Origin of the sequence: Silvimonas terrae (genome assembly GCF_014202765.1) — a bacterium.
Taxonomy (GTDB): domain Bacteria; phylum Pseudomonadota; class Gammaproteobacteria; order Burkholderiales; family Chitinibacteraceae; genus Silvimonas; species Silvimonas terrae.
On the sequence record NZ_JACHHN010000002.1, the window covers coordinates 473,275 to 499,576 of the forward strand.

The following is a 26,302-nucleotide window of genomic DNA, read 5'->3' on the forward strand; positions in this document are numbered from 1 at the left end:
GGCGCCTTGTGAATAGCGCTCAGCGGCCATATGTTGAGCAGGTCCAATCCGGTATTGATCCATGAAACCCGCCCAGGAATCCGCCGCACCCCGCAACGACTGGCAAACTTTGCGCACCTTGCTGCCCTATCTGTTGCAGTACAAAACGCGCGTCATTATCGCCATGGTGCTGCTGATTGCCGCCAAAGTGGCTAACGTGGGCGTTCCCCTGGTGCTCAAGGGGATTGTCGATCATCTGGATGGCAGCAAAGGCCCGCTGGTGCTGCCGTTGGCGCTTGTCGGCGCGTATGGCCTGCTGCGTTTGTGTTCCTCCGTCTTTGGGGAAATGCGCGACGCGGTGTTTGCCAAGGTTACCCAGGGCGCCATTCGCCGCGTCGCGTTGCAGGTGTTCGATCATCTGCACGCGCTTTCTTTGCGCTTTCATCTGGCACGCCAGACGGGCGGCATGAGCCGGGATATTGATCGCGGCAGCAAGGGCATTGCGTTTCTGCTGAATTTTACGCTGTTCAACATCCTGCCCACGCTGGTGGAAATCTTCCTGGTGGCCGGGGTCTTGCTCAAAAAATACGACTGGTATTTTGCGGCCATTACCTTTGGCACCATCATCATTTATATCGGCTTCACGCTGGGCGTGACCGAGTGGCGCATGGTGTTCCGTCGCACCATGAACAATATGGATTCGGAAGCCAGTACGCGCGCAGTAGATAGTCTGCTGAATTACGAAACCGTCAAATACTTCGGCAACGAACGCTGGGAATCCGAGCGCTACGACAAGAGCCTGATGAAGTGGGAAGACGCTGCGGTGAAAAACCAGGTCTCGCTGTCATTTTTGAATGCAGGGCAGGCCGGGATTATTGCGCTGGGCGTCTCTGCGCTGGTCGGACTGGCCGCACAAGAAGTGGTCACCGGCAAAATGACGCTGGGTGACCTGGTGCTGGTTAACGCGTTCTTGCTGCAACTGTATGCGCCGCTCAACTTCCTTGGATTTATTTACCGCGAAATCAAGCATTCGCTGGCGGACATGGAAAAAATGTTCAGCCTGCTGGGACAGAATGCGGAAGTCAAAGACAGCCCGGATGCCATTGCGCTGAAAGCCCAGCGCGCCAACGTACGTTTCGAAAACGTGGACTTTGGCTACGAAAGCAACCGGCAAATTCTGCACGGCGTGTCGTTTGACGTGCCGGCAGGTCACACCGTGGCCGTGGTGGGGAGTTCGGGTGCGGGCAAATCCACGCTCTCCCGCTTGCTTTACCGGTTTTACGATACCAATAGCGGCAGTATCAGCATCAATCAGCATGATCTGCGTGGCTTGACTCAGGCGTCGCTGCGCGACCATATCGGCATCGTGCCGCAAGATACGGTGCTGTTTAACGACAGCATCTATTACAACATTGCCTACGGCAAACCCACCGCCACGCGCGCAGAGGTCATTGAGGCTGCCCGCTCTGCGCACATTTACGACTTCATCATGAGTCTGCCGGAAGGTTTTGATACGCCAGTGGGCGAGCGTGGACTCAAACTGTCTGGTGGAGAGAAACAGCGTGTTGCGATTGCCCGCACCATTCTCAAAAACCCGCCCATCCTGATTTTTGATGAAGCCACATCGGCGCTGGACTCCAAAACCGAACGCAGTATTCAGGCTGAACTCAAAGAAATCTCGGCCAACCGCACTACGCTGGTGATTGCACATCGGCTATCGACCATTGCCGATGCGGATGAAATCCTGGTCATGGAAGGCGGGCGCATTGTCGAGCGCGGCCACCACCGGGCGTTGCTGGCGGCCGGCGGCGCCTATGCGCGACTATGGGCCATGCAGCAGCAACATCAGGATATCGACAAACCTGTCGATGCCATCTAACCCCGGTGTTTGTCCTGGAAAAAACGGCGCCCTGCAGAGCAGGCGCCGTTTTTCATGTTGCGCCGCAGAATTGACCTTGCCCGATTGCGTGCATATAGATAAGGACAAGGTCGACCGATGACTGGGTCCATTCAGCCGTCAGGACGCCTGTAAAACAAGACACTGGAAATCCGGTGCCTTGCACGGCGACTGCAAACGGCCCCTGTGCAAGGCGTACGACCTGCACACGACGGCTCGCCACAGGCAGCCGCCAAAACCGTTTTTCCATGCCTTTCGCTCTGGCAATGCCAACTTGTGGAGTGATACCGGTATGACTACGCGCAGAACCCTCATCAAACTGTCTGTTGCCACCCTTGCCGCCGGCCTGCTGGCAGCGCATGCGTTTGCCGACGCCAACAAACCCGTCATTGCCTTGCTGCCCGGTGTGGTGGATCCGTTTTATTTCACCATGCACCGTGGCGCGGAAAAGGCGGCCAAGGAAGAGGGCGTGGAATTGCTGTTCCAGGTGCCCAAATCCTGGAACACCACGGAACAGGTGCCGATCCTCAAGGCCTTTATCGCCAAGAAGCCGGATGTCTTGCTGATTTCGCCGGTCGACAAACAACAACTGGTGCAGCCGCTGAAAGAGGCTGTGGATGCCGGCATCAAGGTCATTACGGTCGATACCTATATTGGGGATGGCAAATATCAGACCGGCAAGGGCGATGCGGATTTCCCGCTTTCCTATATCGCCTCTGACAACACCGAAGGCGGGCGCATTGCCGCGCGGGCGCTGGCCAAAGCCATTGGCGACAAGGGCGAGGTTTACTGTGAAGACAATAAACCCGGCATTTCCAGCACGGATGCACGGGTGGATGGTTTTCTGGAAGAAATGAAAAAGCACCCGAACATCAAGGTGCTCGATACCCAGTACAACGAGGATGACGCCAACAAAGCGGCCGCGCATATCGCCGCCATCCTGGCGCGCAATCCCAATCTGGCCGGCGTGTTTGGTGCCAATACCTTTTCTGGCAAAGGGGCCGCTGAAGGGGTGAAAAAAGCGGGCAAGACCGGCAAGGTCAAAGTTGTGGTGTTTGATGCGGTACCAGGCATTGATCAGGACATCAAGAGCGGCCTGGTGGATATCGCCATTGCCCAGAAGCCGGCAGAAATGGGCTATTACGGCGTGAAATACGGGGCCGATGCCGCCCGAGGCAAAAAGATTCCGGCACAGAAGGGCACCGGCTTTGTGGTGCTGGATAAATCCAATATCGATGGCGACGGCAAGCAGTACATCTATTCCAACTAAGAGGTTCCCAAAAGCAGCACCGACCCGGCTGAGCTTTGCAACAAGTTCAGCCGGTTTACCCGCCCTTGATGGAACCCGCTCATGGATGAATCCGGCAAACGGATGGATCGGCTGGCCTTGATCACCAAGGTCTGGCCCTGGTTGTTTCTGGCCGTGTTATTGGTGTTTTTTGAAGTCTGGGCGCAGATCGTTGCACGGCGCTCGTTTGTTTTTAACCTGTATAACGCCCAATCCATTTTGCTGGCGGCCAGTGCGCCGTTGTTGCTGGCGATTGGCCAGACCTTTGTCATCATCACCGCTGGCATTGATTTGTCGGTTGGCTTTGTCATGGGCCTGTCGGCGGTCTGCGTGGCGCAATTTACGCTGCTGGGCGGGCAATCTGTGGCGTCGCTGCTGCTGGCTTCGTTCGGCACCATGCTGGTCTGCCTGATTCCCGGCTACGTCAATGGCGTGCTGATTTCGCGCATGGGGGTGCCTGCTTTCATCGGCACTCTGGGGATGTATGGCGTGGCGCGTGGCGCGGGTTTTCTGGCGGCAGGCAGCGGGATGACGGTCTCGGTCAATCACGTCGGGCTGGCCTGGCTGGGCACCGGTTGGGTGCCCATCATCCTGACCGGCATCTTGCTGCTGATCATGCATTTTGTGCTCTCAAAAACGCGCTTTGGCCAGTACACCTACGCCATTGGTGGCAACCTGCAATCTGCTGCCCGCGCGGGAATCAACGTCAAACGACATCTGACCATCGTGTACATGCTGGCGGCGCTGTTTGCGGCGATTGGTGGCATTGTCTATACCGCGCGCTTTGCCGCTGGCGCGGCCAATGCCGGTGAATCCATGTTGCTGGATTCGATTGCGGCTGTCGTGATCGGCGGCGCCAGTCTGTTTGGGGGTACGGGAAATGTGATCGGCACGCTGATTGGCTCGCTCATCATTGCCGTCATTCAGTTCGGGCTGATTTTTATCGATGTGAACGCGTTCTGGCAGTTTATCGCCGTGGGTGTGGTGATCATTTTGTCGGTATTGATTGACCAGTACAAAGAGCGGCTGGGGAGGGAAGGCTGATGTCCAACCAGGCTTTGCTGGAAGTCGACAATATCTCTATCCATTTTGGCGGGGTACAGGCGCTGAAGGGGGTTTCGCTTTCCATCGCGCCGGGCGAGGTCGTCGCCCTGGCCGGAGACAACGGTGCGGGTAAATCCACGCTGATCAAGATTATCTCTGGCGTGTACAAAGCGTCGTCCGGCGCGGTGCGTTTTGATGGGCAGCCGCTCACGTTACTGGACCCGCAAGACGCCCGCAGCAAGGGCATAGAAACCATCTACCAGGATTTGGCGCTGGCGGACAATCTGGATGTCGGCGGCAACATCTTTCTGGGGCGCGAGCCCATGCGGCGCTGGTTGGGTTTGCCGGTGATCGACCGGGAACATATGCACAAGGTGGCGCAGGAAGTGCTGGACCGGCTGGATATTGTGATCCCGGAGCGCAAACTGGCCGGCCCGGTGCAGATGCTGTCGGGCGGGCAGCGTCAGGCCATTGCCATTGGCCGCGCCATCTACTGGAACGCGCGCCTTTTGATCATGGATGAACCCACTGCGGCGCTGGGTGTGCCAGAGCAACGCAAGGTGATGTCGCTCATCCAGACGCTCAAGGCGCAGGGCGTGGCCATCTTGCTGGTGTCGCATAATCTGCACGATATTTTTGCGGTAGCGGATCGCATTGTCGTGCTAAGGCGCGGCGAAGCTGTGGGAGAGCGCCGCGTCACCGAGACGCACGGCGAGGAAATTGTCGGCCTGATGGTAGGCAGCGAATACGCCACAACGACAGCCTGAAGTCAGTGTTGTGGCAAGAAAAACTTGATATATCAAAATGAAGTGAACCGTAGCGCAAGTCGGGATAAAATAGATTGGATAGTCCAATCCAGTGCTATCCGCGCCTGCGAGTATGAGTTTCATGAACCCCGACATCAGCAATCACGATTGCGCCGAACGCGTGCTGGAAGCCGCCATGCAGGTCTTCTGCGAGTCCGGCTACCGCGCCAGCATCGACCTCGTTGCTACACGGGCGGGTGTAGCCCGCCAGACCGTATACAACCGTTTTGGCAGCAAACAGACGCTGTTTGAATCTGCGCTGTCGGCCAAAGTAGAAGAAATGCTGGCCATTTTTGAGAATGGCAAAGGCAATCTGCGGGATCGGCTGATCGAATTTGGCGTCAGTTTTCGCGCCCGCGCGCTCACTCCCGAATCTGTCAACCTGCACCGGGTGCTGACCAGCGAAGCCTCGCGCTTTCCGGAATTGGGGCGTCACTTTTATCAAAACTGCGTGCAGCGCTGCACCACGCAAATTGCCGCAGAACTCACCAGGTCCATGCAGGCGGGCGATCTTCGGCAAGAAGATGGCGAGCGCACCGCCAACATGCTGCTCGACCTGCTGGCCAGCCGCGAAAAACTGGCCATGATCTTTGGTGAAGAACCGCCCGCGCTGGATCGGGAGCAGGAAACCGTCACCAATACCATTGATTTTTTTCTGCGGGCGCTCAAACCGCTGTGACTTTTCAGTAGAAACAAGTACTTGCAATGCCACCGCCCCGGATTTTTGCTACGTTTCATCCGGGCTGCGCATTTTGCTGCCGGTTCCGTAGCCCGGATGGAGGCGTAGCCGGGAATCCGGGGGAGAGCCTCCCCCTAGCAAGGAAGACAGATCTGCTTGGCGTTGCCACCCCGGATTCTCGCTGCGCTTCATCCGGGCTACGCATTTTGCGGCCGGTTCCGTAGCCCGGATGGAGGCGTAGCCGGGAATCCGGGAGAGCCCCCAACAAGGAAGGCAGATCAGCGTGGTATTGCCACCCCGGGTTCTGGCTACGCTTCATCCGGGCTACGCATTTTGCTGCCAGTTCCGTAGCCCGGATGAAGGCGTAGCCGGGAATCCGGGGGAGAGACCCCAGCAAGGAAGGCAGATCAGCTTGGCATTGCCACCCCGGATTCTCGCTACGCTTCATCCGGGCTACATGTTTTTGCGAGCGGGAAAGAAAAACGGCGCCGGAATCCGGCGCCGTTTTTTGTTTGCTGATCCGGCACGATCAGCCAGTGTGTTGACCGCCATTCATGGCAAGGTTGGCACCCGTCATGAAGCCAGAAAGATCAGACGCCAGATACGCAATCAAGCCGGCTACTTCTTCCGGTTGGCCCAGGCGGCCCACCGGAATCTGCGCAATAATCTTGCCGCGCACGTCTTCCGGTACTGCCATGACCATCTCCGTTGCAATATAGCCGGGGCTGATGGTGTTCACGGTCACCCCCTTTTTGGCCACTTCCTGCGCCAGCGCCATGGTAAAGCCATGCATGCCGGCCTTGGCCGCAGAGTAGTTGGTCTGTCCAAACTGACCTTTCTGGCCGTTGATCGAAGAAATATTGATCACCCGGCCCCAGCCACGCTCGGACATGCTGTCGACAAACTGTTTGGTGACGTTAAACAGTGAATCCAGATTGGTCGCCATGACGACTTCCCAATCGACTGCGGTCAGTTTGCGGAAGCTGGCATCACGGGTAATACCCGCATTGTTGACCAGCACGTCCACTTCACCCACCGTTTCACGAATACGTGCGGCCAGATTGACGCAAGCATCAAAGCTGGTGACATCGCATTCAAACGCATGAAAGGTAAAACCGGCATCCCGGGTCTCGCTGAGCCACTTCTGCTCTTTGCCGGGCCGGGAGTAGGTGGTCACTACGGTAAATCCACTCTGGGCGAGTGTTTTGCAAATGGCGGTGCCAATCCCGCCCATGCCGCCAGTGACCAGTGCGACTTTGGCCATGAGAGTCTCCTCGTTGTTTTAAGCGCGGAATTTACTGGTGGATTCCGGCACAATCCTGTTCCTGTGGTTGATCGTTTGCCCGATACAACCAATTCAATCATAAAACCTCTTTTTGAAAAGGGAATTACGAATGAGCCAAGATGGTGAATTGACAAGGAAAGTTCGAACCATTCTGGTTTCCGGCGCCTCCACAGGAATTGGTTATTGTGCGGTGCACGAATTAAAACGGGCAGGGTGGCGGGTATTTGCCACGGCAAGACAAGCAGATGACGTAGCCCGACTGGAAGAAGAGGGCCTGGAAGCATTGAGTCTGGATATTGCCGACAGTGCATCCATTGCCGCTTGCGTGAATGAAGTGCTCAAGCGCACCAATGGCACCCTGGATGCCGTGTTCAATAACGCGGGCTTTGGTTTGCCTGGCGCGGTGGAAGATCTCACGCGTGATGCAATGCGGCATCAATTTGAAACCAATGTATTTGGCACCATTGAATTGACCAATGCGGTGTTGCCCGCCATGCGCCGGCAGAAACAGGGGCGGGTTGTTATCAATAGCTCCATTCTGGGTTATGCCGCCATGCCCTATCGCGGCGCCTATAACGCCAGCAAATTTGCGCTGGAAGGCTTTGCCGATACCTTGCGTCAGGAACTCAAAGGGAGTGGGGTCTTTGTCTCATTGATAGAACCCGGGCCTATCACCAGCCGTTTCCGGCCCAACGCCCAGCAGCAGTTTGCCCGCTGGATCGATGCGGCCAACAGTTTTCATCGGCCATCGTATGAGGCCATGCAGGCGCGCCTGGCCAAGCCGGGGCCGGCTGCGCCGTTTACCTTGCCACCAGAGGCTGTTTTCAAAGCCTTGCTGCGCGCACTGGATCAAACCCATCCGCCAGCGCGCCTGCCGGTGACCGTGCCTGCCATTGCGTTCTGGTATCTGAAAAAGCTTTTACCAATCAATCTGCTGGATAAACTCTTGCTGGCTGCAAGTGGCGACGAACCGGGCTACAGTTATGAGCGCAAACAGCGCTGAGCCGCTTATGCATCTGTCAAAATCACAAACTGGCGCCCTTGTCCAGAATTGAGGGACAAGGGGTGTTCGTATAGAATACCTAATTCCAATCTGTACCCACTGCCATGACCAAGTACATCTTCGTTACCGGTGGCGTTGTTTCCTCTCTGGGGAAAGGCATCGCCGCCGCGTCTCTGGCCGCAATTCTTGAGTCACGCGGCCTCAAAGTCACCATGATGAAGCTCGATCCCTACATCAACGTGGATCCGGGCACCATGAGCCCCATGCAGCACGGTGAAGTCTTCGTGACCGAAGATGGCGCCGAAACTGACCTGGACCTTGGCCACTATGAGCGCTTCATCCAGTCCAAGATGAAGAAGCGCAACAACTTCACCACGGGCCAGATTTACGAATCGGTCATCAAGAAAGAGCGCCGTGGCGACTACCTGGGTAAAACCGTTCAGGTTATCCCGCACATCACCGACGAAATCCGGGCTTTCATCGACGCCGGTGCCAATGATGCGCAACTGGCGGTGATTGAAGTCGGCGGTACCGTTGGCGACATTGAATCCCTGCCGTTCCTTGAAGCCATCCGCCAGATGGGCGTGACACTGGGCAAGGAAAACACCTGTTTCGTGCATCTCTCTTACGTGCCTTACATTGCTGCGGCTGGCGAAATCAAGACCAAGCCAACCCAGCACAGCGTGAAAGAGCTGCGTGAGATCGGCATTCAGCCTGACGTGCTGATCTGTCGTGCGGACCGCGTGGTACCGGATGACGAACGCAAGAAGATTGCGCTGTTCACCAATGTGTCTGAACGCGCCGTTATTTCTTGCCCGGATATGCCGTCGATCTATCAGATTCCGCGCGTGCTCTCCAATCAGGGCATTGACGAAATCATCTGCAAGCAACTGCAACTGGATCTGCCGCCGGCCAATCTGGCGACATGGGACAAAATTGTCAGTGCCATCCAGAACCCGCAGCAGACCGTACACGTTGCCATGGTCGGCAAGTACGTCGACCTGACCGAATCGTACAAGTCGCTGATCGAAGCCCTCAAGCATGCCGGCATTCATACCGGTTCTGAGGTCAAGATCGACTTTATCGACTCGGAAAGTCTGGAAACCGAAGGCGTGGACGTCCTCAAAAATGTGGATGCCATCCTGGTGCCGGGCGGCTTTGGCAAGCGTGGTGTGGAAGGCAAGATTCGCGCTGTGAAATACGCCCGCGAAAACAATGTGCCGTATCTGGGTATTTGCCTGGGCATGCAGATTGCGTTGATTGAATACGCCCGCGACAAGGCCGGCATGGCCGGAGCCAACTCCACCGAGTTCGATCTGGAAACAGACTTCCCGGTGGTGGCGCTGATTGATGAATGGGTCAATCACGACGGCAAGATCGAAAAGCGTGACGAGAACTCCAATATGGGCGGCACCATGCGCCTTGGCGCGCAGGAATGCCGCCTGGATGAAGGCTCGCTGGCTGCAAAAATTTACGGCGCCGGTGCCATTACCGAACGCCATCGCCACCGTTACGAAGTCAACAACCACTACCTGCCGCGTCTTGAAGCGGCCGGCCTGAAGATCAGCGGCAAGTCCACCGGCGCTGAGCAACTGGTTGAAACCATTGAACTGCCGGAGCATCGCTGGTTCTTTGCCTGCCAGTTCCACCCGGAGTTCACCTCGACCCCGCGCGACGGCCACCCGCTGTTCAAAGCGTATATCGAGGCCGCCATTGCCAACGCCCGTGAACACGGCCGCGAAGGCGTGAGCTGCTGATCCATCAATTGATGACCTGTCAGTGAGCAACAGGGCGCGCAAGCCAGTCCGTGCGCGCCCGCCCACTCACACCTCACTGGAGCAAACCATGAAACTGTGCGGATTTGAAGCTGGGCTGAATCAGCCCTTTTTCCTGATTGCCGGCCCCTGCGTGATCGAAGGCGAGCAGTTCTCCATCGACGTGGCTGGCCAACTGAAAGAAATCACTACTGAGCTGGGCATCAATTTCATTTTCAAGTCCAGCTTTGACAAGGCCAATCGCTCCTCCGGCAAGACGTTCCGCGGCTATGGCATGGACGAAGGCCTGCGCATTCTGGCCAAGGTGAAAGAACAGATTGGCGTGCCGGTACTGACCGACATTCATGAAATCGACCAGATCAAGCCCGTTTCCGCCGTGGTTGATGTCCTGCAGACCCCCGCCTTTTTGTGCCGCCAGACCGATTTCATCCGTGCTTGTGCGCAATCGGGTATTCCGGTGAACATCAAGAAGGGGCAGTTTCTGGCGCCGGGCGACATGAAAAACGTGATCGACAAAGCGCGTGATGCTGCGCGTGAAGCCGGCCTGCCGGACGATGTGTTCATGGCGTGCGAACGCGGCGTTTCGTTTGGCTACAACAATCTGGTGAGCGACATGCGTAGTCTGTCGATCATGCGCGAAACCGGCGCACCGGTTGTATTTGATGCCACGCATTCCGTGCAATTGCCAGGCGGTCAGGGCACCAGCTCGGGCGGTCAGCGTGAATTCGTCCCCGTTCTGGCCCGTGCCGCTGTTGCCGTTGGCGTTGCCGGCGTGTTTGCTGAAACCCATCCGGACCCGGCCTGTGCCAAATCCGATGGTCCGAATGCCTGGCCACTGGGCCGTATGAAAGAACTCTTGACCACGCTCAAAACAATTGATGCAGCGGTCAAGGGCACGCCTTTTATCGAACAAACTTTGTAATTCAAATGGGCTATTCTGATAGCCGCACCGACCACTGGGTTTGAAAGAAGCAGCTGTATCAAGATCAATCACCTACAGAGGTAAAGCCAATGAGCGCTATTGTTGAAGTCATTGCGCGCGAGATTCTGGACTCTCGCGGCAATCCGACCGTCGAAGCTGACGTTCTGCTGGAATCCGGCGTGATGGGCCGTGCTGCCGTACCGTCCGGTGCATCTACCGGCGAACGTGAAGCACTTGAACTGCGCGATGGCGACAAGAGCCGCTACGGTGGCAAGGGCGTACTGAAGGCTGTTGAGAACATCAACACCGAAATCTGTGAAGCCATCATCGGTCTTGACGCCGCTGATCAGGCCTTCATCGACAAGGCCATGCTGGATCTGGATGGCACCGAAGACAAGAGCAAGCTGGGCGCCAACGCGATCCTGGCAGTGTCCATGGCTGTCGCCAAGGCTGCCGCTGATGAAGCCGGCCTGCCGCTGTACCGCTACGTGGGCGGTTCGGGCCCGATGGCTCTGCCAGTGCCGATGATGAACGTGATCAACGGTGGCGAGCACGCCTCCAATAGCCTGGATTTCCAGGAAATCATGTTGATCCCGGCTGGCGCCACCAGCTTTCGCGAAGCCCTGCGCTGGGGTGCCGAGATTTTCCACACCCTGAAGAAAATCCTGCACGACAAGCACCTGCCGACCCAGGTCGGTGACGAAGGTGGTTTCGCACCGGACGTGGCCAATGCTGAAGAAGCGCTGGACCTGTTGATGCAAGCGATCGACAAGGCTGGCTACAAAGCCGCTGACCAGATTCTGATTGCGCTCGATTGCGCTGCTTCCGAGTTCTTTGACAAGAGCACCGGCAAGTACGTGTACAAGAAGAGCGACAAGCGCGAACTGACCAGCGAACAGCAAGTGGATTACCTGGAAAGCCTCGTCAACAAGTACCCGATCATCTCGATCGAAGACGGCATGGGCGAGCGTGACTGGGACGGCTGGAAGATTCTGACCGACCGCCTGGGCGACCGCGTACAACTGGTGGGCGATGACCTGTTTGTGACCAACACCAAGATTCTGGCTGAAGGCATCAAGAAGGGCATTTGCAACTCCATCCTGATCAAGGTAAACCAGATTGGTTCGTTGTCCGAAACCCTGGCCGCTGTTGATCTGGCCAAGCGTTTTGGCTACACCTCGGTGATGAGCCATCGCTCTGGCGAAACCGAAGACAGCACCATTGCTGATCTGGCCGTGGCGACCAACTGCATGCAGATCAAGACCGGCTCGCTGTCCCGTTCGGACCGTATCGCCAAGTACAACCAGCTTCTGCGTATCGAAGAAGAACTGGGTGATGCAGCGTACTACCCGGGCTTTGACGCCTTCTACCAGGTGCGCAAGTAATAGCACCCGACAGCCGCCCGTATGAAATGACGCAATGTATGACACGTCATTAGAAAATACGGGGGGTCTGTAGTAACATCCAGAACCGGAGCAACCTTGCTCCGGTTTTTATTTCTACACATCAAAAATACATGCGGACACTCGCGATAGCCCTTGCTTTGCTGATTCTGTTGCTGCAATGGCCACTCTGGATAGGCAAGGGTAGCTGGCTGCGCGTCTGGCAACTGGACACCCAACTTGCCACGCAGCAGGGCAAGAACGAAAAGCTCAAGGAACGCAATGCCGCGCTTGAAGCCGATGTCGTCGATCTGAAGACCGGGACCACCGCCATTGAAGAGCGCGCTCGCAATGAGCTGGGCATGGTGCGTCAGGACGAAGTGTTCTTCCAGATTCTGGATGGCCGCAAACCGGCATCCGTCGTGGCCAGTTCAAGTCTGGATGCGCCACTCGCCGCCGCCAGCAATACGGCCTCTGCGGCCAGATAGGCCGTTGGCATAACAGTGACGGCGCCTTGCCGGGTCAAACTGTTATCCTTTTATCTGTTTGTTTTCTGTTTTTTTCAAAACTGTTCTGTTTTTGAGTTGGGCGCGATATAGTGCATTGACCCCTTTGCGGATGCGATGCCATGAACGACCTGAGCTTTGCCGCCGGCCGGCGTAAACCCGACACGCTCTACCACCAGTTGGCAGAAGACCTAGCGCAAGCCATTCTGGCAGGCAGGCTCAAGTGCGGCGAAAAATTGCCCTCTGTACGCAAGATGTCGGCACAGCGCCAATTGAGTCTGTCGACGGTCATGGAGGCCTATCGGGAACTGGAAGATCGTGGCCTGATCGAGGCTCGCCCGCAAAGCGGCTTTTATGTGCGCGCGGCCACAGCCTTTGCGACGCCCGCACTCACTCAGCCGCCCCAAACCCCGTCCAGCGTCGTTACTCAGGCGGAATACTGGCCCTATCAGTCCGGACAGATTGCCGATATCAAGGTTAATTTCGGCCTGGCGATTCTGCATCCGGATCATTTCCCATTGCAGTCGTTGCAGCGGCTGTTATCGCAAATCTCACGTCATGAGCCGGAATTGCTGGCGGACTATGGCACGCCGCCGGGCGATCCGGAACTGCGGCGGCACATCGCCCGGCGTGCGCTGGCCTGGGGTGGGCAGTTTGAGGCGGAAGATGTCATTGTGACGCATGGCTGTCTGGAGGCCATCAATCTGTGCCTGCGCGCGGTGACGCGCCCCGGTGATGTGGTTGCCATCGAGTCGCCCGCGTACTTTGGGGTGTTGCAGATGCTGGAGAGCTATCAACTCAAGGCGCTGGAAATCCCGACCCATCCCCAAACCGGGATTTCGGTAGAAGCGCTGGAACTGGCCACCCGCAACGGTCAGGTCAAGGCAGCGCTGTTATTGCCCAATTTCTCCAACCCCCTGGGCTGCTTGATGCCGGACGAGAACAAGCGGCGTCTGGTCGAGTTGCTGAACGAGCGTAATATTCCGCTGATTGAAGATGACCTCTATGGCGAGTTCTTTCACCACGGAGAACGTCCGCGCCCGGCCAAGGCCTTCGATAAAACCGGCAATGTGATGTTGTGCTCTTCGTTTACCAAAACCCTGGCGCCCGGTTTTCGGGTGGGTTGGGTAGTGGCGGGGCGCTGGCGCAGAGAGCTGGAGAAACTCAAGTTCATCAATACGTATTCAACCTCCACATTGCTGCAGAAAACCATCGCGCGGTTTCTGGAGAATGGCGGTTATGACCATCACCTGCGCAAATTGCGACGGGCCGTGGCCGATCAGCTTGCCTGTGGCGCGGCGGCTATCCAGCGCTATTTCCCGGCAGAAACACGTTTGAACATTCCTGTTGGCGGGTTTGTGCTGTGGGTGGAGTTACCGGCGGGGATCAATACCGTGGAATTACTGCAGAGGTCGATCGGGGAAGGAATTGTGTTTGCGCCCGGCGAGCTGTTTTCACCCAGCCGTAGCTACCGCAATTGCCTGCGGATCTGCTGTATTGAAACCTGGACCACACGGCACGAGCGGGCCATACAGCGACTTGGGCAACTGGCGCAAGCCCTGCTGGACGAACAAACCGAACTGACCATTCCGGCCGCGTAACCCGCTTATAACTGCTGCGGCACGGCGGCCAGTTGATCCGGGCTGTCTGATTGCGAGCCGTCCGCATCGACGTCCGTGCCCATGACCAGGGGGCAACTGTCCGAGCCGTTGTTCTGGATTTCTTCGCAGTAGGGCGAATAGCTCATCATGCACGGCGGGATTTTATGCTCCTGATCCACCCAGATCACCTCAAAGCGCTGACCACACACGCTATCGAGTATGGCTTCAAGGGTGCCAACATCATCCAGCATGTCCGCACTGACCGGTGAGACAAGCCCCAAACTCAACAGGCTTGCAAGAGAAAGACGACGTAGCATACGGCCCCCTTCACCAGCCCGGAGAGTGAGTCGGGCTCGTCAGAATAAGACCGTAATGACATTGTCAAGTTCTGGCCGGGATGCGCTTTATGCCGCTTGTTCTTACACGCCACGACGAACGGAAGGACGACCAGTGCCATGCCCGTGGCCAGCGCAAAGACCAGGTGCGCGGGGGCGTTTGCAGGCTGAAGCGGGCATTCGCCACGCCTTCAATCAGCACGGCGTCGGCGCAATCAATCCGCCAGGACTCACCCGGTCGCAGCACAATGTCCTGGCCGGGCACTGAGATCCAGATCTGGCCTTGCTCGCAGCGAATCACCGTTCGCGTAGCCTTTTTCAAACAGATCAGCGATGGACAAGCAATCAGGGTGGCTTTCATGACGCGCTCCGCAGCGAATTCGGATGAAGCCAGAATACGCAGCGCCCCGGCGGGCCGGTAGCCGCATCAAGCAGCACAGTTTGCCTTGGCAGTTGTAGTAAAACCCCAACTGTTATGCTGAACAGGGCTGAAAGCTGTTATGCGTCCAGCATGCGGTTAATCGTCTTCCGGCTCTTCGGCCGCTTGCGGCGGCCACGGCAAGCCTTTGCGCAAAGCGCGCAACAAGAACCTTGCCGGATCAATGGCTTGCACCAGATCACGTTCCACCGGCAGGGGTTCTCCGCTGAGTTCCGCCGCCAATATTTCAGCCGCCAGAGGCGCAAAAGTCAGCCCGCGTGAGCCCAGACCCAATAAACCATACAAGCCGGGATGACGGCGAATATGAAACAACTGATGCGCGCGGGTTTGTGCGTCGGCAGGCAATGGCAGGGCGCCCACCAGCGGCAAGCGATCAGTAGAGCCCGGACGCACGCACAGCCGGGTCAGGCCGGTTTGTGTCGGCGTTACTTCACAATGCGTAAACAAACTCTCGGTGCGCCGGATGTTTTCCTGCGCCGCCGCAGCTTGCTGGCCGGGCTGCACTATGGCCGCGCCCGCCGTGTGCCAGCCCGCCAGGGCCGGGGTCACGTAGCCCGCACCAGAAATACCGGTGGTTGCACCGGGCAGGGCGCCTTGCGCAATCAATGTGGTGCTGCGTGTCGATGCAGTGAGCGGTAACTCGGTCGCCTGGAGTAGTGACTTGGCGGCTGCGGCGTTGGCCAGAATCACGATCGGGGTGCTGGACAGCAACGCATCCGCCGGTCCCCAGACCTGCCAGCCGTCATCTACACAGATTAGCCGACTCACCTCGGCGTGAGCCACAAAACGCACCTGATCGCCAAACCGCGCCAGACTGGCGCGGCAAAAACTGGCGGGCTGCACCCATGCGCCCCGGGCGAACCACCAGGCACCCCAAGTGGTGGCCAGATTAAATTGCTGTGCCACTTGTTCCGGTGTGAGCCAGTCCAATAGATCAGCAGGCCAGGCCTCACTGCGCACAATCGCCTGAAACGTCTGCGCCTGGTCCGCAGTACGGGCCAGCTGGACCAGGCCTGGCATGCCCCAGACGGGTTGCATCGGCGCAGTGGCAAATCCGGCCAGATGTCGCAGCGTGTATTCACTCCCGGCGCGCGTCAGGCGCGCCAGCAGATTGTCATCCCGCGTGAAATGCGCGTGCATCAAGCCTACGTGATTGCCAGATGCGCCCTGCGCGGGCTCGGCGGACTGATCCAGTACGGTGACTTGCCAGCCACGGGCCGCCAGTCGCTCTGCGACGGCACAGCCCGCCATGCCTGCGCCCACCACAACGGCTTGCCGTGCCCCCGCATAGGCGGGCCGGGCATGGGGTGCGTGCGCTACCGTGCCGGACAAACGCCGTCGTTTGCTGCCAAAGCCGTCTTCCTTGCGTGCAATGAAACCGGCCTCGGCCAGCGCATCCCGCACGGTGCGGGCGACCGTATACGTCGCTAGCGTGGTTTCCTTGTGCGTGTTGCGCCAGAGGGCGCGCAAGACCTCCGGGGACCAGATGTCGGCGTTTTTTTCGGGCGAAAATCCATCAAGATAAATGGCGTCGATCCGGGCATCCAGCTGATTGAGCAGCGTGGCCGCCTCGCCCAGCAGTAGGGTGAGCGTTACACGACCCTCATCCAGATGCAGTCGGTGAAAGCCTGGCGTGAGCAGCGGCCATTGCACCCGCAATTGGGCAGACAGCGCCGCCAGCGCCGGATAATGCGCATGCAGTGCGGCGAGGTCCGCTATCCGGAATGGATGCTTTTCTACCGAGACAAAATGCAGATGGTCTGAGCGCTGCGGGTCGTCTCGCCAGGCCTGCCAGGTCACCAGAAAACTTAGCCCCAGACCAAACCCGGTCTCGGCAATGGTGAAGGTTTTGCGGGTGCGCCAACGCTCCGGCAGGCCATTGCCCAGCATGAAGACCGAATGCACTTGCGCTTCGCCACCGTTATCCGAATGGTAGACGTCGTCATACTCGCGCGACCAGGGGATTTGACCCCGCGCAAAGGCGAGCTCGGCAGGGACAAGCGGCGGATAGGGCATAAGGGGCGGTTTATTCTGCGGGGATACTCGGTACGGGTTGGCCTGATTTGTCCCAGCCCATGAAGTGTCGCAGCGTAAGTACAAAAGCCAGCCCTGTCACCACAAATATGCCGGCAAACCAGGCTTCCCCGCCAGCGTGGTAGATGGCCTTGAAAATTTCAATGCCAATGGCATAAATGCCCATCATGATCAGGCCCAGGGTAGCTGAAACCGTCCCTTTGGCGATATCGCTGGCAAACAGGGTGAGGCGGAAAATCCCCGCATTGCCCAATCCCAGCCCGAACGCGTACAAGCCCAGGCCAATGGCCATGCCCTGAAAGGGTGTATCAAACAGCAGGGTTAGCGCCAGCGCCAGCAGGGTGCCGGCAAACACCAGTGCGCCACCCAAGGCAATAACGCGCTGGATGGGGTAACGCCCGCCGATGGTCGCCAGTGCGATATTGCCCAAAATCAGCGAGCCAAACACCGGCAACTGCCACAGCCCGTAGTCGAGTGAGGAATGATGCTCGCCTTCCATGATGATGACCGGAGACTGGCCAATCCACGCCAACAGCGGCAAGCCCGCCATGGAAATGGCCATGACGCCGGACATGAAGCGGCGATTGGTCAGGACCGCTTTGTAATCCAGCCAGACCGACGTGTACGAGAAGGGCGCTTTACTGCGTGGCGCGGTTTCCGGCATCGCAAAATAAAGACCCACCCCGGCCACCGCCGCCAGACAGGCAATGGCCACAAAGATCATGCGCCAGGTGGTGAACGCCATCAGCGCCGCGCCCGTCAGTGGGCCAATCAGTGGCGCCAGCAGCGCTACATTGGCCATCAACGCAGTGACCTTGATGGCGGTTTTTTCTTCAAATGCTTCCTGAATGGCGGCATAACCTACAGCCACCAGAAAACACATGCCCATGCCCTGCAAAAAGCGCAGCGCCAGAAACACCGTCATATTGTGGGCAATTAGCGCCGCCAGGCATAGCGACACAAACCAGACCACGCCGGCCAGCATCACCGGGCGCCGGCCGATGCGGTCCGACAGCGGCCCCAGCAGCCATTGCAGGGACGCACCACCGATCATGTACAGGGTCATGGAGGTCGGCACCCAGGCCGAGCTGACGCCGAACTCCTGCGTGACGTGCAGCATGCCCGGCAAGATCATGTCGTTGGCGATGTAGGTGGAGAACTCGTACAGCACCAGACAGAGTGGAAACAGCATGGCCCCAAGATGCAGGCGGGAAATGGGCTTGTGTTGCATTGTCATTATCTTTGGCCGGGTGCGGTCCGGCCGGTAAAAAGCAAAAGGCCCGCAACGCGCGGGCCTCTCTGGCTCAATCGAACCAGTGGGTCTCGGTTCACAAAACTCAGCGAAGCGGTGCTGGCAAGGCGTGTGAAGCGCAGACAGTACTTTAGTACGGCAAGCGAGCACAACGCAGCCAGCAGAGTTTTGTGGGCCGAGACTAGTCTTCGCGGCGCATTTGGGGGAACAAGATTACGTCTCGGATGCTTGGCGAATCCGTCAGCAACATCACCAGGCGGTCGATACCGATACCGCAGCCACCGGTCGGAGGCAGGCCGTATTCCAGCGCGCGGATGTAGTCAGCATCAAAGTGCATGGCTTCGTCATCACCCTTGTCTTTCAGATCAACTTGCGCCTGGAAGCGGGCAGCCTGATCTTCCGGGTCATTCAACTCAGAGTAACCGTTGGCGTGCTCACGACCGACCATGAAGAGTTCAAAACGTTCCGTAATACCCGCCTTGGTGTCGCTGGCGCGGGCCAGCGGCGAGACTTCTGCCGGGTAATCGATAATGAACGTCGGCTCCCACAGCTTTTCTTCGGTGGTTTCGTCAAACAGCGACAACTGCAGACCGCCAATGCCATCGGTCAATACCGGTTTGGCACCAAGGCGCGCCAGTTCCGCCTTAAGGAATGTGCGGTCATGCAATTGTTCCTCAGTGTATTGCGGGTTGTAGTGGCAAATGGCCTGAGCAATGGTGAAGCGCGCAAACGGCTTGGACAGATCAACCGTTTTGCCTTGATATTCAATGACGGTGTGACCACAGACTTCCTTGGCGGCAAAGCGAATGACGCCTTCGGTCATCTCGATCATGCGATGGTAGTCGGCGTAGGCCTCGTAAAACTCCATCATGGTGAATTCGGGATTGTGCCGCGTGCTCATGCCTTCGTTGCGGAAGTTGCGGTTGATCTCGAACACGCGTTCCATGCCGCCGACGACCAGGCGCTTGAGGTACAACTCCGGCGCAACGCGCAGAAACAGCGGCATATCCAGCGCGTTATGGTGCGTGACAAACGGCTTGGCCGTAGCGCCGCCCGGAATCGGGTGCATCATCGGCGTTTCGACTTCCAGGTACTGCTCGCCGGTCATGTATTCGCGGATTTTTTGCACAATGCGCGAGCGCTTGATAAAGGTATCGCGCGCTTGTTCATTGGTGATCAGGTCAACATAACGCTGACGATACTTTTGTTCCTGGTCGGCCAGACCGTGGAATTTGTCCGGCAGCGGACGCAGGGATTTGGTCAGGAGCCGCAGTTCAGTGACCTGCACCGACAACTCACCGGTTTTGGTCTTCATCAGCGTGCCTTTGGCGCCCAGAATGTCGCCCATATCCCAGGTCTTGAACGCCGTGTAGACGTCTTCGCCCACGCTGTCGCGGCTGATGTAGAACTGGATACGCCCGGACACATCTTGCACGGTGGCAAAGCTGGCCTTGCCCATCACGCGCTTGAGCATCATGCGGCCCGCCACGCTGACGGTAATACCTTTGGCTTCCAGCGCTTCTTTTTCTTCGCCGTCGTACTTGGCGTGCAAGTCACCAGCTACATCCACACGCTTGAAATCGTTGGGGAAGGCCGGGCCTTTTTCACGCAGGGCGGCAAGCTTGGCACGGCGCTCGGCCATGATCTGGTTTTCGTCCTGGACAACCACTTGTTCTTGTTGATCGCTCATTTTCTTTTCCGTTATGTCTATGCGCGCCCGTTGCGCGACAAAAGGGGTGAGGCGGGGTTTACACGCCTTGTTTCAGGCTGGCTTCGATAAAGTCATCGATATCGCCATCCATCACACCCTTGAGGTTGCCCACTTCGTATCCGGTGCGCAGATCCTTGATGCGGCTCTGATCGAACACGTACGAGCGAATCTGGTGGCCCCAGCCAATATCAGACTTGCCGGCTTCCAGTTGCTGCTGTGCTTCCATGCGTTTGCGCAATTCGAGCTCGTACAGTTTGGCGCGCAGCATTTGCCAGGCTTCGTCACGGTTGCGGTGCTGCGAGCGGTCGTTCTGGCACTGCACCACAATGCCGGTCGGCACGTGCGTCAAGCGCACTGCAGAGTCGGTCTTGTTAATGTGCTGACCACCGGCACCGGATGCGCGATAGGTATCGGTGCGCACGTCGGCCGGATTGATTTCGATCTCGAAGCTGTCGTCCACTTCAGGATAGACAAACACCGAGCAGAAAGAGGTATGCCGACGGGCGTTGGAGTCAAACGGCGACACGCGCACCAGGCGGTGCACGCCGGTTTCGGTGCGCAAAAAACCAAACGCATAGTCGCCGGTCAGCTTGATGGTGGCGCTGGTAATACCGGCGACTTCACCTTCAGAGACTTCCATGACTTCCACGTTAAAGCCCTTGCGCTCGCCGTAGCGCACGTACATGCGCAGGAGCATGGATGCCCAGTCCTGGGCCTCGGTACCGCCCGCGCCAGACTGGATATCCACAAAGCACGGCTGCGGGTCCATCGGATTGGAGAACATCCGGCGAAATTCGAGCCGGGCGATTTCTGCTTCCAGTTCGGCCACGTCTTCAGAGACGGCGTTGACCGTGTCCCAGTCTTCTTCGCCGCGTCCCATTTCAAACAATTCTTTGGCGTCGGCTACGCCCTTGACCACGCGGTCCAGTACCAGCACCACGGCTTCCAGCGCTTTGCGCTCACGGCCGATTTCCTGGGCTTTTTTGGGGTCGTTCCAGATTTCTGGCGATTCTGACAGACGCACCACTTCTTCCAGCCGGTCTACTTTGGACGGGTAGTCGAGGTAACGCTTGAGTTCGTTGGCCCGCTCACCCAGATTGGTGAAGCGGTTTTCGATCTGGTTAAGCTGTTCGGCTTCCATGCTCGATCTAATTCATGTTCAGGGAAACCTGACATTCTAGCAGGGAAGCGGGCCAAATCAGACGGGCAAGGCGCAGAAAAATAAAAAAATCCGGCGACACGCTGCCGGATAAAAAGGGTGTGGGCCACCCATGATCACCGCGCCGACCCGGATGGGCCGGCGCACCTGGCCTTTTCAATCGTCGATCAGTCGATGCCGCGCCTCACGCAATGCCGCAGAAATCATGGCCAGATCAGTCGGACTGGCCTTGAGTTCTTCCAGCATGCGCTGCCAGGCGCCTACGGCCGCCTCGTGCACCGTTTGCCATGCCTCCAGCCGCGCCGCCACTGTGCCGTCGCTGCCTTGCCAGGCATGATCCACCAGCCGGGCATGCAGGCGCTGCAGGTCGTCCCGCGCCGCCAACCGGGCCAGTGCTTGCCAGCGATTGTCCCGCGGCAGACCTTCAATGGCGGCGTTCATCCAGTCAAACCCAAGCAGGACGTCCAGTTGCAGATATAACTGCAAGCGCTCGGTCAAGGCGCGCCGCAAGACCTCGTCGCGCCCCAGTTCCAGCAGTGGACCGGCGTACTCCACCGCCAGCACCTGCGCCGCCAGTGCCAGCGGCACGCCTTGCGCCACCCAGGCATCACGCCGGGTGTTTGCCCGCTCCGGATCAGCCAGCCACTGCGCCAGGCCAGCCAGGGCATCACGCACTGCGGCGACAAACGCCGTATCTTCCGCCACTTCCGGTGCTTGTAATACCCAGCGGGTGGCGCGCTCGGTCTGCCGGCGCAGAATCTGCAGCAGCGCATATTGCGTGCTGGCCGATACCCCGCCTGGTAACGCTTCGGCAGCCAGTGCCAGTTGTTCCCCGCCCAGCAAGCCTTCGGCCAGCACCAGCGCCTTGATCACCTGCGCTGGATGTCGCTCGGCTTCTTCACTCAGACGGAACGCAAACGTGACCCCTTGCCGGTTCACCGCGTGATTGGTCAGGATGGTGGCGACAATTTCGCGGCGTAGTGGGTGCTCGCCAAGGCGACTGCCAAAACGCTCGACCAGAAGTTTCGGAAAATAATCCGCCAGCAGGGAGTCCCATTGTGGATCATCCGGCAATTCGCTCTGCAGCAGGTCTTCGCTTAACACCATCTTGGCGTAGGCCAGCAGCACCGCCAGTTCCGGTCCGGTCAGCCCGGCGCCCGCCTGCTGGCGATCCAGGCACTGGCTGTCGGTCGGCAGGTATTCCAGCCGGCGCGACAACTTGCCGCGCGCTTCAAGCTGTTGCATGAAGCGCTGGTGTACGCTGAGCAATGAGGTTGATTGCTCGGCCTCCAGCGACAGCGCCAGGGTTTGCAGTTCGTTATCCCGTAGTACCAAGTGCCCGACGTCATCGGTCATTTCGGCCAGCAGAGTGTTGCGCTGCTTGAGTGTCAGATCGCCCGCACTCATGATCCGTCCGAGCAGAATCTTGATGTTGACCTCATGGTCGGAGCAATCCACACCCGCCGAGTTATCAATGGCATCGGTGAAGACGCGCCCGCCACTCAAGGCGTATTCAATCCGCCCCAGTTGGGTCATCCCCAGGTTGCCGCCCTCGCCAAACACTTTGCAACGCAAGTCCCGGCCATCCACACGCAAGATATCGTTGCCGCGATCATTGGCCTCCGCCTGGGACTGGGTGGACGCTTTGACGTAAGTGCCAATGCCGCCGTTGTACAAAAGATCAACTGGAGCGCGCAGCAACATATTAATCAGGGCCGTTGGTTCCAGGGCAGCGACGTCCACCTGCAACAGGGACTTCATTTGCGCTGACAGCGGAATGCTCTTGACCGTGCGCGGCCAGACGCCGCCGCCCTCAGAAATCAGCGCCGCATCGTAATCTGCCCAGGAAGAGCGGGGCAGGTTGTACAGGCGCTCACGCTCCTTGAAGGACGCTGCCGCATCCGGATCGGGATCGATGAAAATATGGCGGTGATCAAACGCGGCCACCAGCCGTGCTGCGGTCGAACGTAACATGCCATTGCCGAACACGTCACCAGACATGTCGCCAATGCCAATCGCGGTGAAGGGCTGGGTCGCCACATCAATACCCAGTTCGCGAAAATGCCGCGCCACAGAAACCCATGCACCACGGGCGGTAATGCCCATTTTCTTGTGGTCGTACCCCACCGAACCACCGCTGGCAAAGGCGTCATCCAGCCAGAAGCCGTAGTCCTGCGCCAGGCCGTTCGCCACGTCAGAGAACGTTGCGGTGCCCTTGTCGGCCGCGACTACCAGGTAGGGGTCATCTTCATCGCGCCGGTATGTATGGGCGGGCGGCACCACCTTGCCATCCACCAGGTTGTCGGTCAGGTCCAGCAAGCCACGAATGAAGCCCTTGTAGCACTCCACGCCCCGGGCGAGCCACGCCTCGCGCTCGGCCGGCGGATTTTTGACGATGAATCCACCCTTAGAGCCGACCGGCACAATCACCGTGTTCTTCACCATTTGCGCCTTTACAAGGCCCAGCACTTCGGTGCGGAAATCGTCACGCCGGTCGGACCAGCGCAAGCCGCCACGTGCCACCTTGCCGCCACGCAGGTGCACGCCCTCGACCTCGGTGGAGTACACAAAAATCTCGAACAAGGGGGCGGGTTGCGGCATGCCCGGCACGCGGGCGGAGGCAATCTTGAGTGACAAATGGCCGCGCGGCAGGCCGTCTGGTGCGGGCTGAAAGTGACTGGTCCGCACCGTGGCCTCGATAGCGCCCCGGAAAGCACCCAGTGCTTTTTCATCATCGGCCACAGGTAGGGCGCTGATGTGGGTGGCCAGTTGCTCGCTGAGCGTATCGGCCGCAAGGTCATCCACTGCTGCCGGGTCGTGCCTCAGATAGAACAATCGCACCAGATCGCGCGCGATGGCGGCATGCGTCAGCAAGCAATCGGCCAGGGTATCGACGGCGTTGCGCAGGTTAAGCTGCTTAAGCCAGCGGGCATAGGCTCGCAATACCAGTACCTCACGCCAGGCCAGGCCGGCTTGCAGTACCAGCCGGTTAAAACTGTCGTTCTCGCTGCGGCCATTGAAGACCGCGCGGAATGCCTCCAGAAAGCGCTGCCGCGCCGCAGCGTCTTCCAGCGCACCGGCTACGGGCAATTGAATGCCGATATCGATAATCCAGACCCGCGCGCCATCCTCCATTTGCAGGACATACGGGCGCTCGTCCAGCACGCGCACAGCCAGATTTTCCAGGAGCGGGATATAGTCAGAAATGGCGATGTCTTTGCCGTGAAACAGCTTGATGCGCCACTGGCGGGTGTCAGTGCGACTGGCGGGTGTCAGTGTGGCGGCCAACGGGCTGATTTCAGAGAGTTCTTCCAGTGCATCAATGTCATACACCGCCACCCGGGCATTGAAATCGCTGGTGTACGCCGGCGGAAACGCCCGCTGGTAGCGTTGATAGCGTGCCGCGCCGACTTCTTCGCCGCTGTGTTGCAGCAAGCTGTAACGCAGTTCGTCTTGCCAGCGCTGCGCAATCAGAGCGATTTCGCCTTCAATGGCTTGCGCGTCATAGTCCGGCCAGACGCCATGCGGCAGGCGCACGATGAAATGAATGCGCGCCAGCGGTGAATCACTCAACAACACATTGAAATCACAACTCTCGCCACCCATGCGCTCCAGCAACAATTGCTGGATGCGGGTGCGTACCTCGGTGGTGTAGTTGTCGCGCGCCACATAGAACATCACCGAAACGTACCGCCGGTAAATGTCGTCCCGGAACAGAACGCGCACACGGTTGCGCTCATGCAGGCCCACCACGGCCGAGACAATCCGGGCCAGATCGTCGACGCCGGTTTCCATCAGCTCATCGCGCGGCCAGGTGTCCAGAATATTGAGCATGGCCTTGCCACGGTGACCACTCAGGTCCACGCCACTTTGCAGCAGGACTGCGTCAATCTTGCGGCGTGCAACCGGCACTTCACGCGGGGGCTGTGTATAAGCAGCGGCCGTGTAAAGACCCAATAGCCGCAATTCACCCACCACTTTGCCGCTGGCATCAACGCGCTTGATGATGACCACATCCAGATAGGCTGGCCGGTGAATGGTCGAGCGCGAATCCGACTTGGTCAGGATCAGCAATGTTTGCGCGCTATACGCCAGGGCACGCAATTCCGGCGCCAGTTGGGCAAATGCGCGTGATGGTTCAGCGGCATTGCCGTTGCGCAGCAAGCCATGGCCGGAGTTGGGTTCGCTCATCAGCGCCTGCCCATCGGCACTCAACTGGTAGTCGCGCGTACCCAGAATGACAAAATGGTCATCCAGCAACCAGGCCAGAAACGCCCGGGTTTCGTCCAGCTCGGCGGCATCTACCGGCGGGGGATTGCTCGCCAGGTCATCCCGGCAGGCCGCAATGCGCGCCTTCATGCGGGGCCAGTCCGCAATGACCGAGGCCAGCGTGGCCAGAACGACTTCAATATTCGATTGCAGAGATTGCAGTGCGGCCGGATCAGTCTCCCGATCGATCTCGAAATGCATCCAGGATTCGGCCACCCCAGCGGCATCCAGCCTTTGCAGATCGCCACTGGCGTCCCGCTTTACATGCAAAACCGGGTGCAGCACGAGATGGACGGTATAGCCCGCCCGCGCCAGTGCCATGCTGACGGTATCGACCAGAAAGGGGAGATTGGGGACCACCAGTTCCACCACCGTATGCGATGACTGCCAGCCATGCTCGGGCGGGGTGGGGTTATAGATACGAACCAGCGGCTGGTCGGGCAACCGTCGCTGGCCGAGGCGCTGATGGGCTTGCGCTGCGCCCAGCCAGTCAGTTGGCGCGTGGGCGGCGAAGTCTTCTTCCGGCAGGTCGGCGCTCCAGAACCGCAAGAAGGACAGCAGGTCGGTGTCATCGCCAGCGAGCTGGAGTACACTTTCGAGAATGCCGGTGGCATGCATCGTACGGGATTTATTTTGAGTCATTGCAGCCATCCTTGATCAAAGCAGGACTGTCATCAAATCGGCGCTGCGGCTGGATGTCAGCCCGCAGAACCTGACTGACTGTATACGGAGCGTCAGGGCGTCGCCAACGGGGTTTCCCGCATTGGGAATAGTCCTGATTCGACACAGATTCAAGGGTGCGTGATAGTGGCCGACCCGCCGGCATATGACAGGGTCGGCACTTGGGATGATTCATTCTCAAAAACGACAGATGATCCTTACGAGATGCCGAGCGGTAGAACGGATATATATAACAATGAGCTAATATGCCTACCA

General features: G+C 58.4%; 19 protein-coding genes. 11 read left to right on the forward strand and 8 right to left on the reverse strand.

Features of this window, described 5'->3' with window-relative positions; genetic code table 11:
• The first annotated feature begins 61 nt into the window (after positions 1-61).
• The 5 genes from HNQ50_RS06415 to HNQ50_RS06435 all read left to right on the forward strand — a co-directional run bounded on the left by HNQ50_RS06415 (position 62) and on the right by HNQ50_RS06435 (position 5,693).
• Positions 62-1,858, forward strand: a complete 1,797-nt coding sequence (locus HNQ50_RS06415) for an ABCB family ABC transporter ATP-binding protein/permease (protein ID WP_184098748.1) — start codon at positions 62-64, stop codon at positions 1,856-1,858.
• Positions 1,859-2,168: 310 nt separating this feature from the next.
• Positions 2,169-3,146: an ABC transporter substrate-binding protein gene (locus HNQ50_RS06420; protein ID WP_184098750.1), complete on the forward strand. Its 978-nt coding sequence runs from the start codon at positions 2,169-2,171 to the stop codon at positions 3,144-3,146.
• A gap of 81 nt (positions 3,147-3,227) precedes the next feature.
• Positions 3,228-4,208 (forward strand): ABC transporter permease subunit, encoded by a 981-nt coding sequence (locus HNQ50_RS06425; protein ID WP_184098752.1) that lies wholly within the window; start codon positions 3,228-3,230, stop codon positions 4,206-4,208.
• Positions 4,208-4,975, forward strand: a complete 768-nt coding sequence (locus HNQ50_RS06430; RefSeq protein ID WP_184098753.1) for an ATP-binding cassette domain-containing protein — start codon at positions 4,208-4,210, stop codon at positions 4,973-4,975. Before HNQ50_RS06425 ends, HNQ50_RS06430 begins: the two co-directional genes overlap by 1 nt.
• Before the next feature lie 121 nt (positions 4,976-5,096).
• Positions 5,097-5,693 (forward strand): TetR/AcrR family transcriptional regulator, encoded by a 597-nt coding sequence (locus HNQ50_RS06435; RefSeq protein WP_184098754.1) that lies wholly within the window; start codon positions 5,097-5,099, stop codon positions 5,691-5,693.
• Positions 5,694-6,222: 529 nt separating this feature from the next.
• On the opposite strand, the gene phbB is transcribed toward HNQ50_RS06435, so the two are convergent.
• Positions 6,223-6,957 carry an acetoacetyl-CoA reductase gene (phbB, locus tag HNQ50_RS06440; RefSeq protein ID WP_184098755.1) on the reverse strand — a complete coding sequence of 245 codons (735 nt, stop codon included), beginning with the start codon at positions 6,955-6,957 and terminating at the stop codon, positions 6,223-6,225.
• Between the two features lie 130 nt (positions 6,958-7,087).
• On the opposite strand from phbB, the gene HNQ50_RS06445 reads away from it, so the two are divergent.
• The 6 genes from HNQ50_RS06445 to HNQ50_RS06470 all read left to right on the forward strand — a co-directional run bounded on the left by HNQ50_RS06445 (position 7,088) and on the right by HNQ50_RS06470 (position 14,167).
• Positions 7,088-7,981, forward strand: coding sequence for an SDR family NAD(P)-dependent oxidoreductase (locus tag HNQ50_RS06445; protein ID WP_184098756.1), 894 nt, complete (start codon positions 7,088-7,090; stop codon positions 7,979-7,981).
• A 104-nt stretch (positions 7,982-8,085) separates the two neighbouring features.
• On the forward strand, positions 8,086-9,738 hold the full coding sequence (pyrG, locus tag HNQ50_RS06450) for a CTP synthase (RefSeq protein ID WP_184098757.1): 1,653 nt from the start codon (positions 8,086-8,088) through the stop codon (positions 9,736-9,738).
• Between the two features lie 88 nt (positions 9,739-9,826).
• Positions 9,827-10,678 carry a 3-deoxy-8-phosphooctulonate synthase gene (gene kdsA, locus HNQ50_RS06455; protein ID WP_184098758.1) on the forward strand — a complete coding sequence of 284 codons (852 nt, stop codon included), beginning with the start codon at positions 9,827-9,829 and terminating at the stop codon, positions 10,676-10,678.
• An 89-nt stretch (positions 10,679-10,767) separates the two neighbouring features.
• Positions 10,768-12,063, forward strand: coding sequence for a phosphopyruvate hydratase (gene eno / locus HNQ50_RS06460; protein WP_184098759.1), 1,296 nt, complete (start codon positions 10,768-10,770; stop codon positions 12,061-12,063).
• 131 nt (positions 12,064-12,194) lie between these two features.
• The gene (gene ftsB / locus HNQ50_RS06465; RefSeq protein ID WP_184098760.1) at positions 12,195-12,548 is read left to right on the forward strand and encodes a cell division protein FtsB; all 354 of its coding nucleotides are present in this window, start codon (positions 12,195-12,197) and stop codon (positions 12,546-12,548) included.
• A gap of 140 nt (positions 12,549-12,688) precedes the next feature.
• Entirely contained in the window at positions 12,689-14,167 is a 1,479-nt protein-coding gene (locus HNQ50_RS06470; protein WP_184098761.1) for an aminotransferase-like domain-containing protein, read from the forward strand.
• Between the two features lie 5 nt (positions 14,168-14,172).
• Here the strand turns inward: HNQ50_RS06470 and HNQ50_RS06475 are convergent, their stop codons facing one another.
• The 7 genes from HNQ50_RS06475 to HNQ50_RS06505 form a co-directional block, all read right to left on the reverse strand.
• Positions 14,173-14,484, reverse strand: a complete 312-nt coding sequence (locus tag HNQ50_RS06475) for a hypothetical protein (RefSeq protein ID WP_184098762.1) — start codon at positions 14,482-14,484, stop codon at positions 14,173-14,175.
• A 64-nt stretch (positions 14,485-14,548) separates the two neighbouring features.
• Complete coding sequence (locus HNQ50_RS06480; RefSeq protein ID WP_184098763.1) at positions 14,549-14,863, reverse strand: DUF2917 domain-containing protein; 315 nt, start codon at positions 14,861-14,863, stop codon at positions 14,549-14,551.
• A 156-nt stretch (positions 14,864-15,019) separates the two neighbouring features.
• A complete protein-coding gene (gene mnmC / locus HNQ50_RS06485; protein WP_184098765.1) occupies positions 15,020-16,957 on the reverse strand; it encodes a bifunctional tRNA (5-methylaminomethyl-2-thiouridine)(34)-methyltransferase MnmC2/FAD-dependent 5-carboxymethylaminomethyl-2-thiouridine(34) oxidoreductase MnmC1 in 1,938 nt (645 codons plus the stop codon).
• 10 nt (positions 16,958-16,967) lie between these two features.
• On the reverse strand, positions 16,968-18,206 hold the full coding sequence (locus HNQ50_RS06490) for an MFS transporter (RefSeq protein WP_184098767.1): 1,239 nt from the start codon (positions 18,204-18,206) through the stop codon (positions 16,968-16,970).
• A gap of 202 nt (positions 18,207-18,408) precedes the next feature.
• The gene (gene lysS / locus HNQ50_RS06495; protein ID WP_184098769.1) at positions 18,409-19,917 is read right to left on the reverse strand and encodes a lysine--tRNA ligase; all 1,509 of its coding nucleotides are present in this window, start codon (positions 19,915-19,917) and stop codon (positions 18,409-18,411) included.
• Positions 19,918-19,975: 58 nt separating this feature from the next.
• Positions 19,976-21,079, reverse strand: coding sequence for a peptide chain release factor 2 (prfB, locus tag HNQ50_RS06500; protein WP_184098771.1), 1,104 nt, complete (start codon positions 21,077-21,079; stop codon positions 19,976-19,978).
• A 174-nt stretch (positions 21,080-21,253) separates the two neighbouring features.
• Positions 21,254-26,008 (reverse strand): NAD-glutamate dehydrogenase, encoded by a 4,755-nt coding sequence (locus HNQ50_RS06505; RefSeq protein ID WP_184098773.1) that lies wholly within the window; start codon positions 26,006-26,008, stop codon positions 21,254-21,256.
• Between the last annotated feature and the right edge of the window lie 294 nt (positions 26,009-26,302).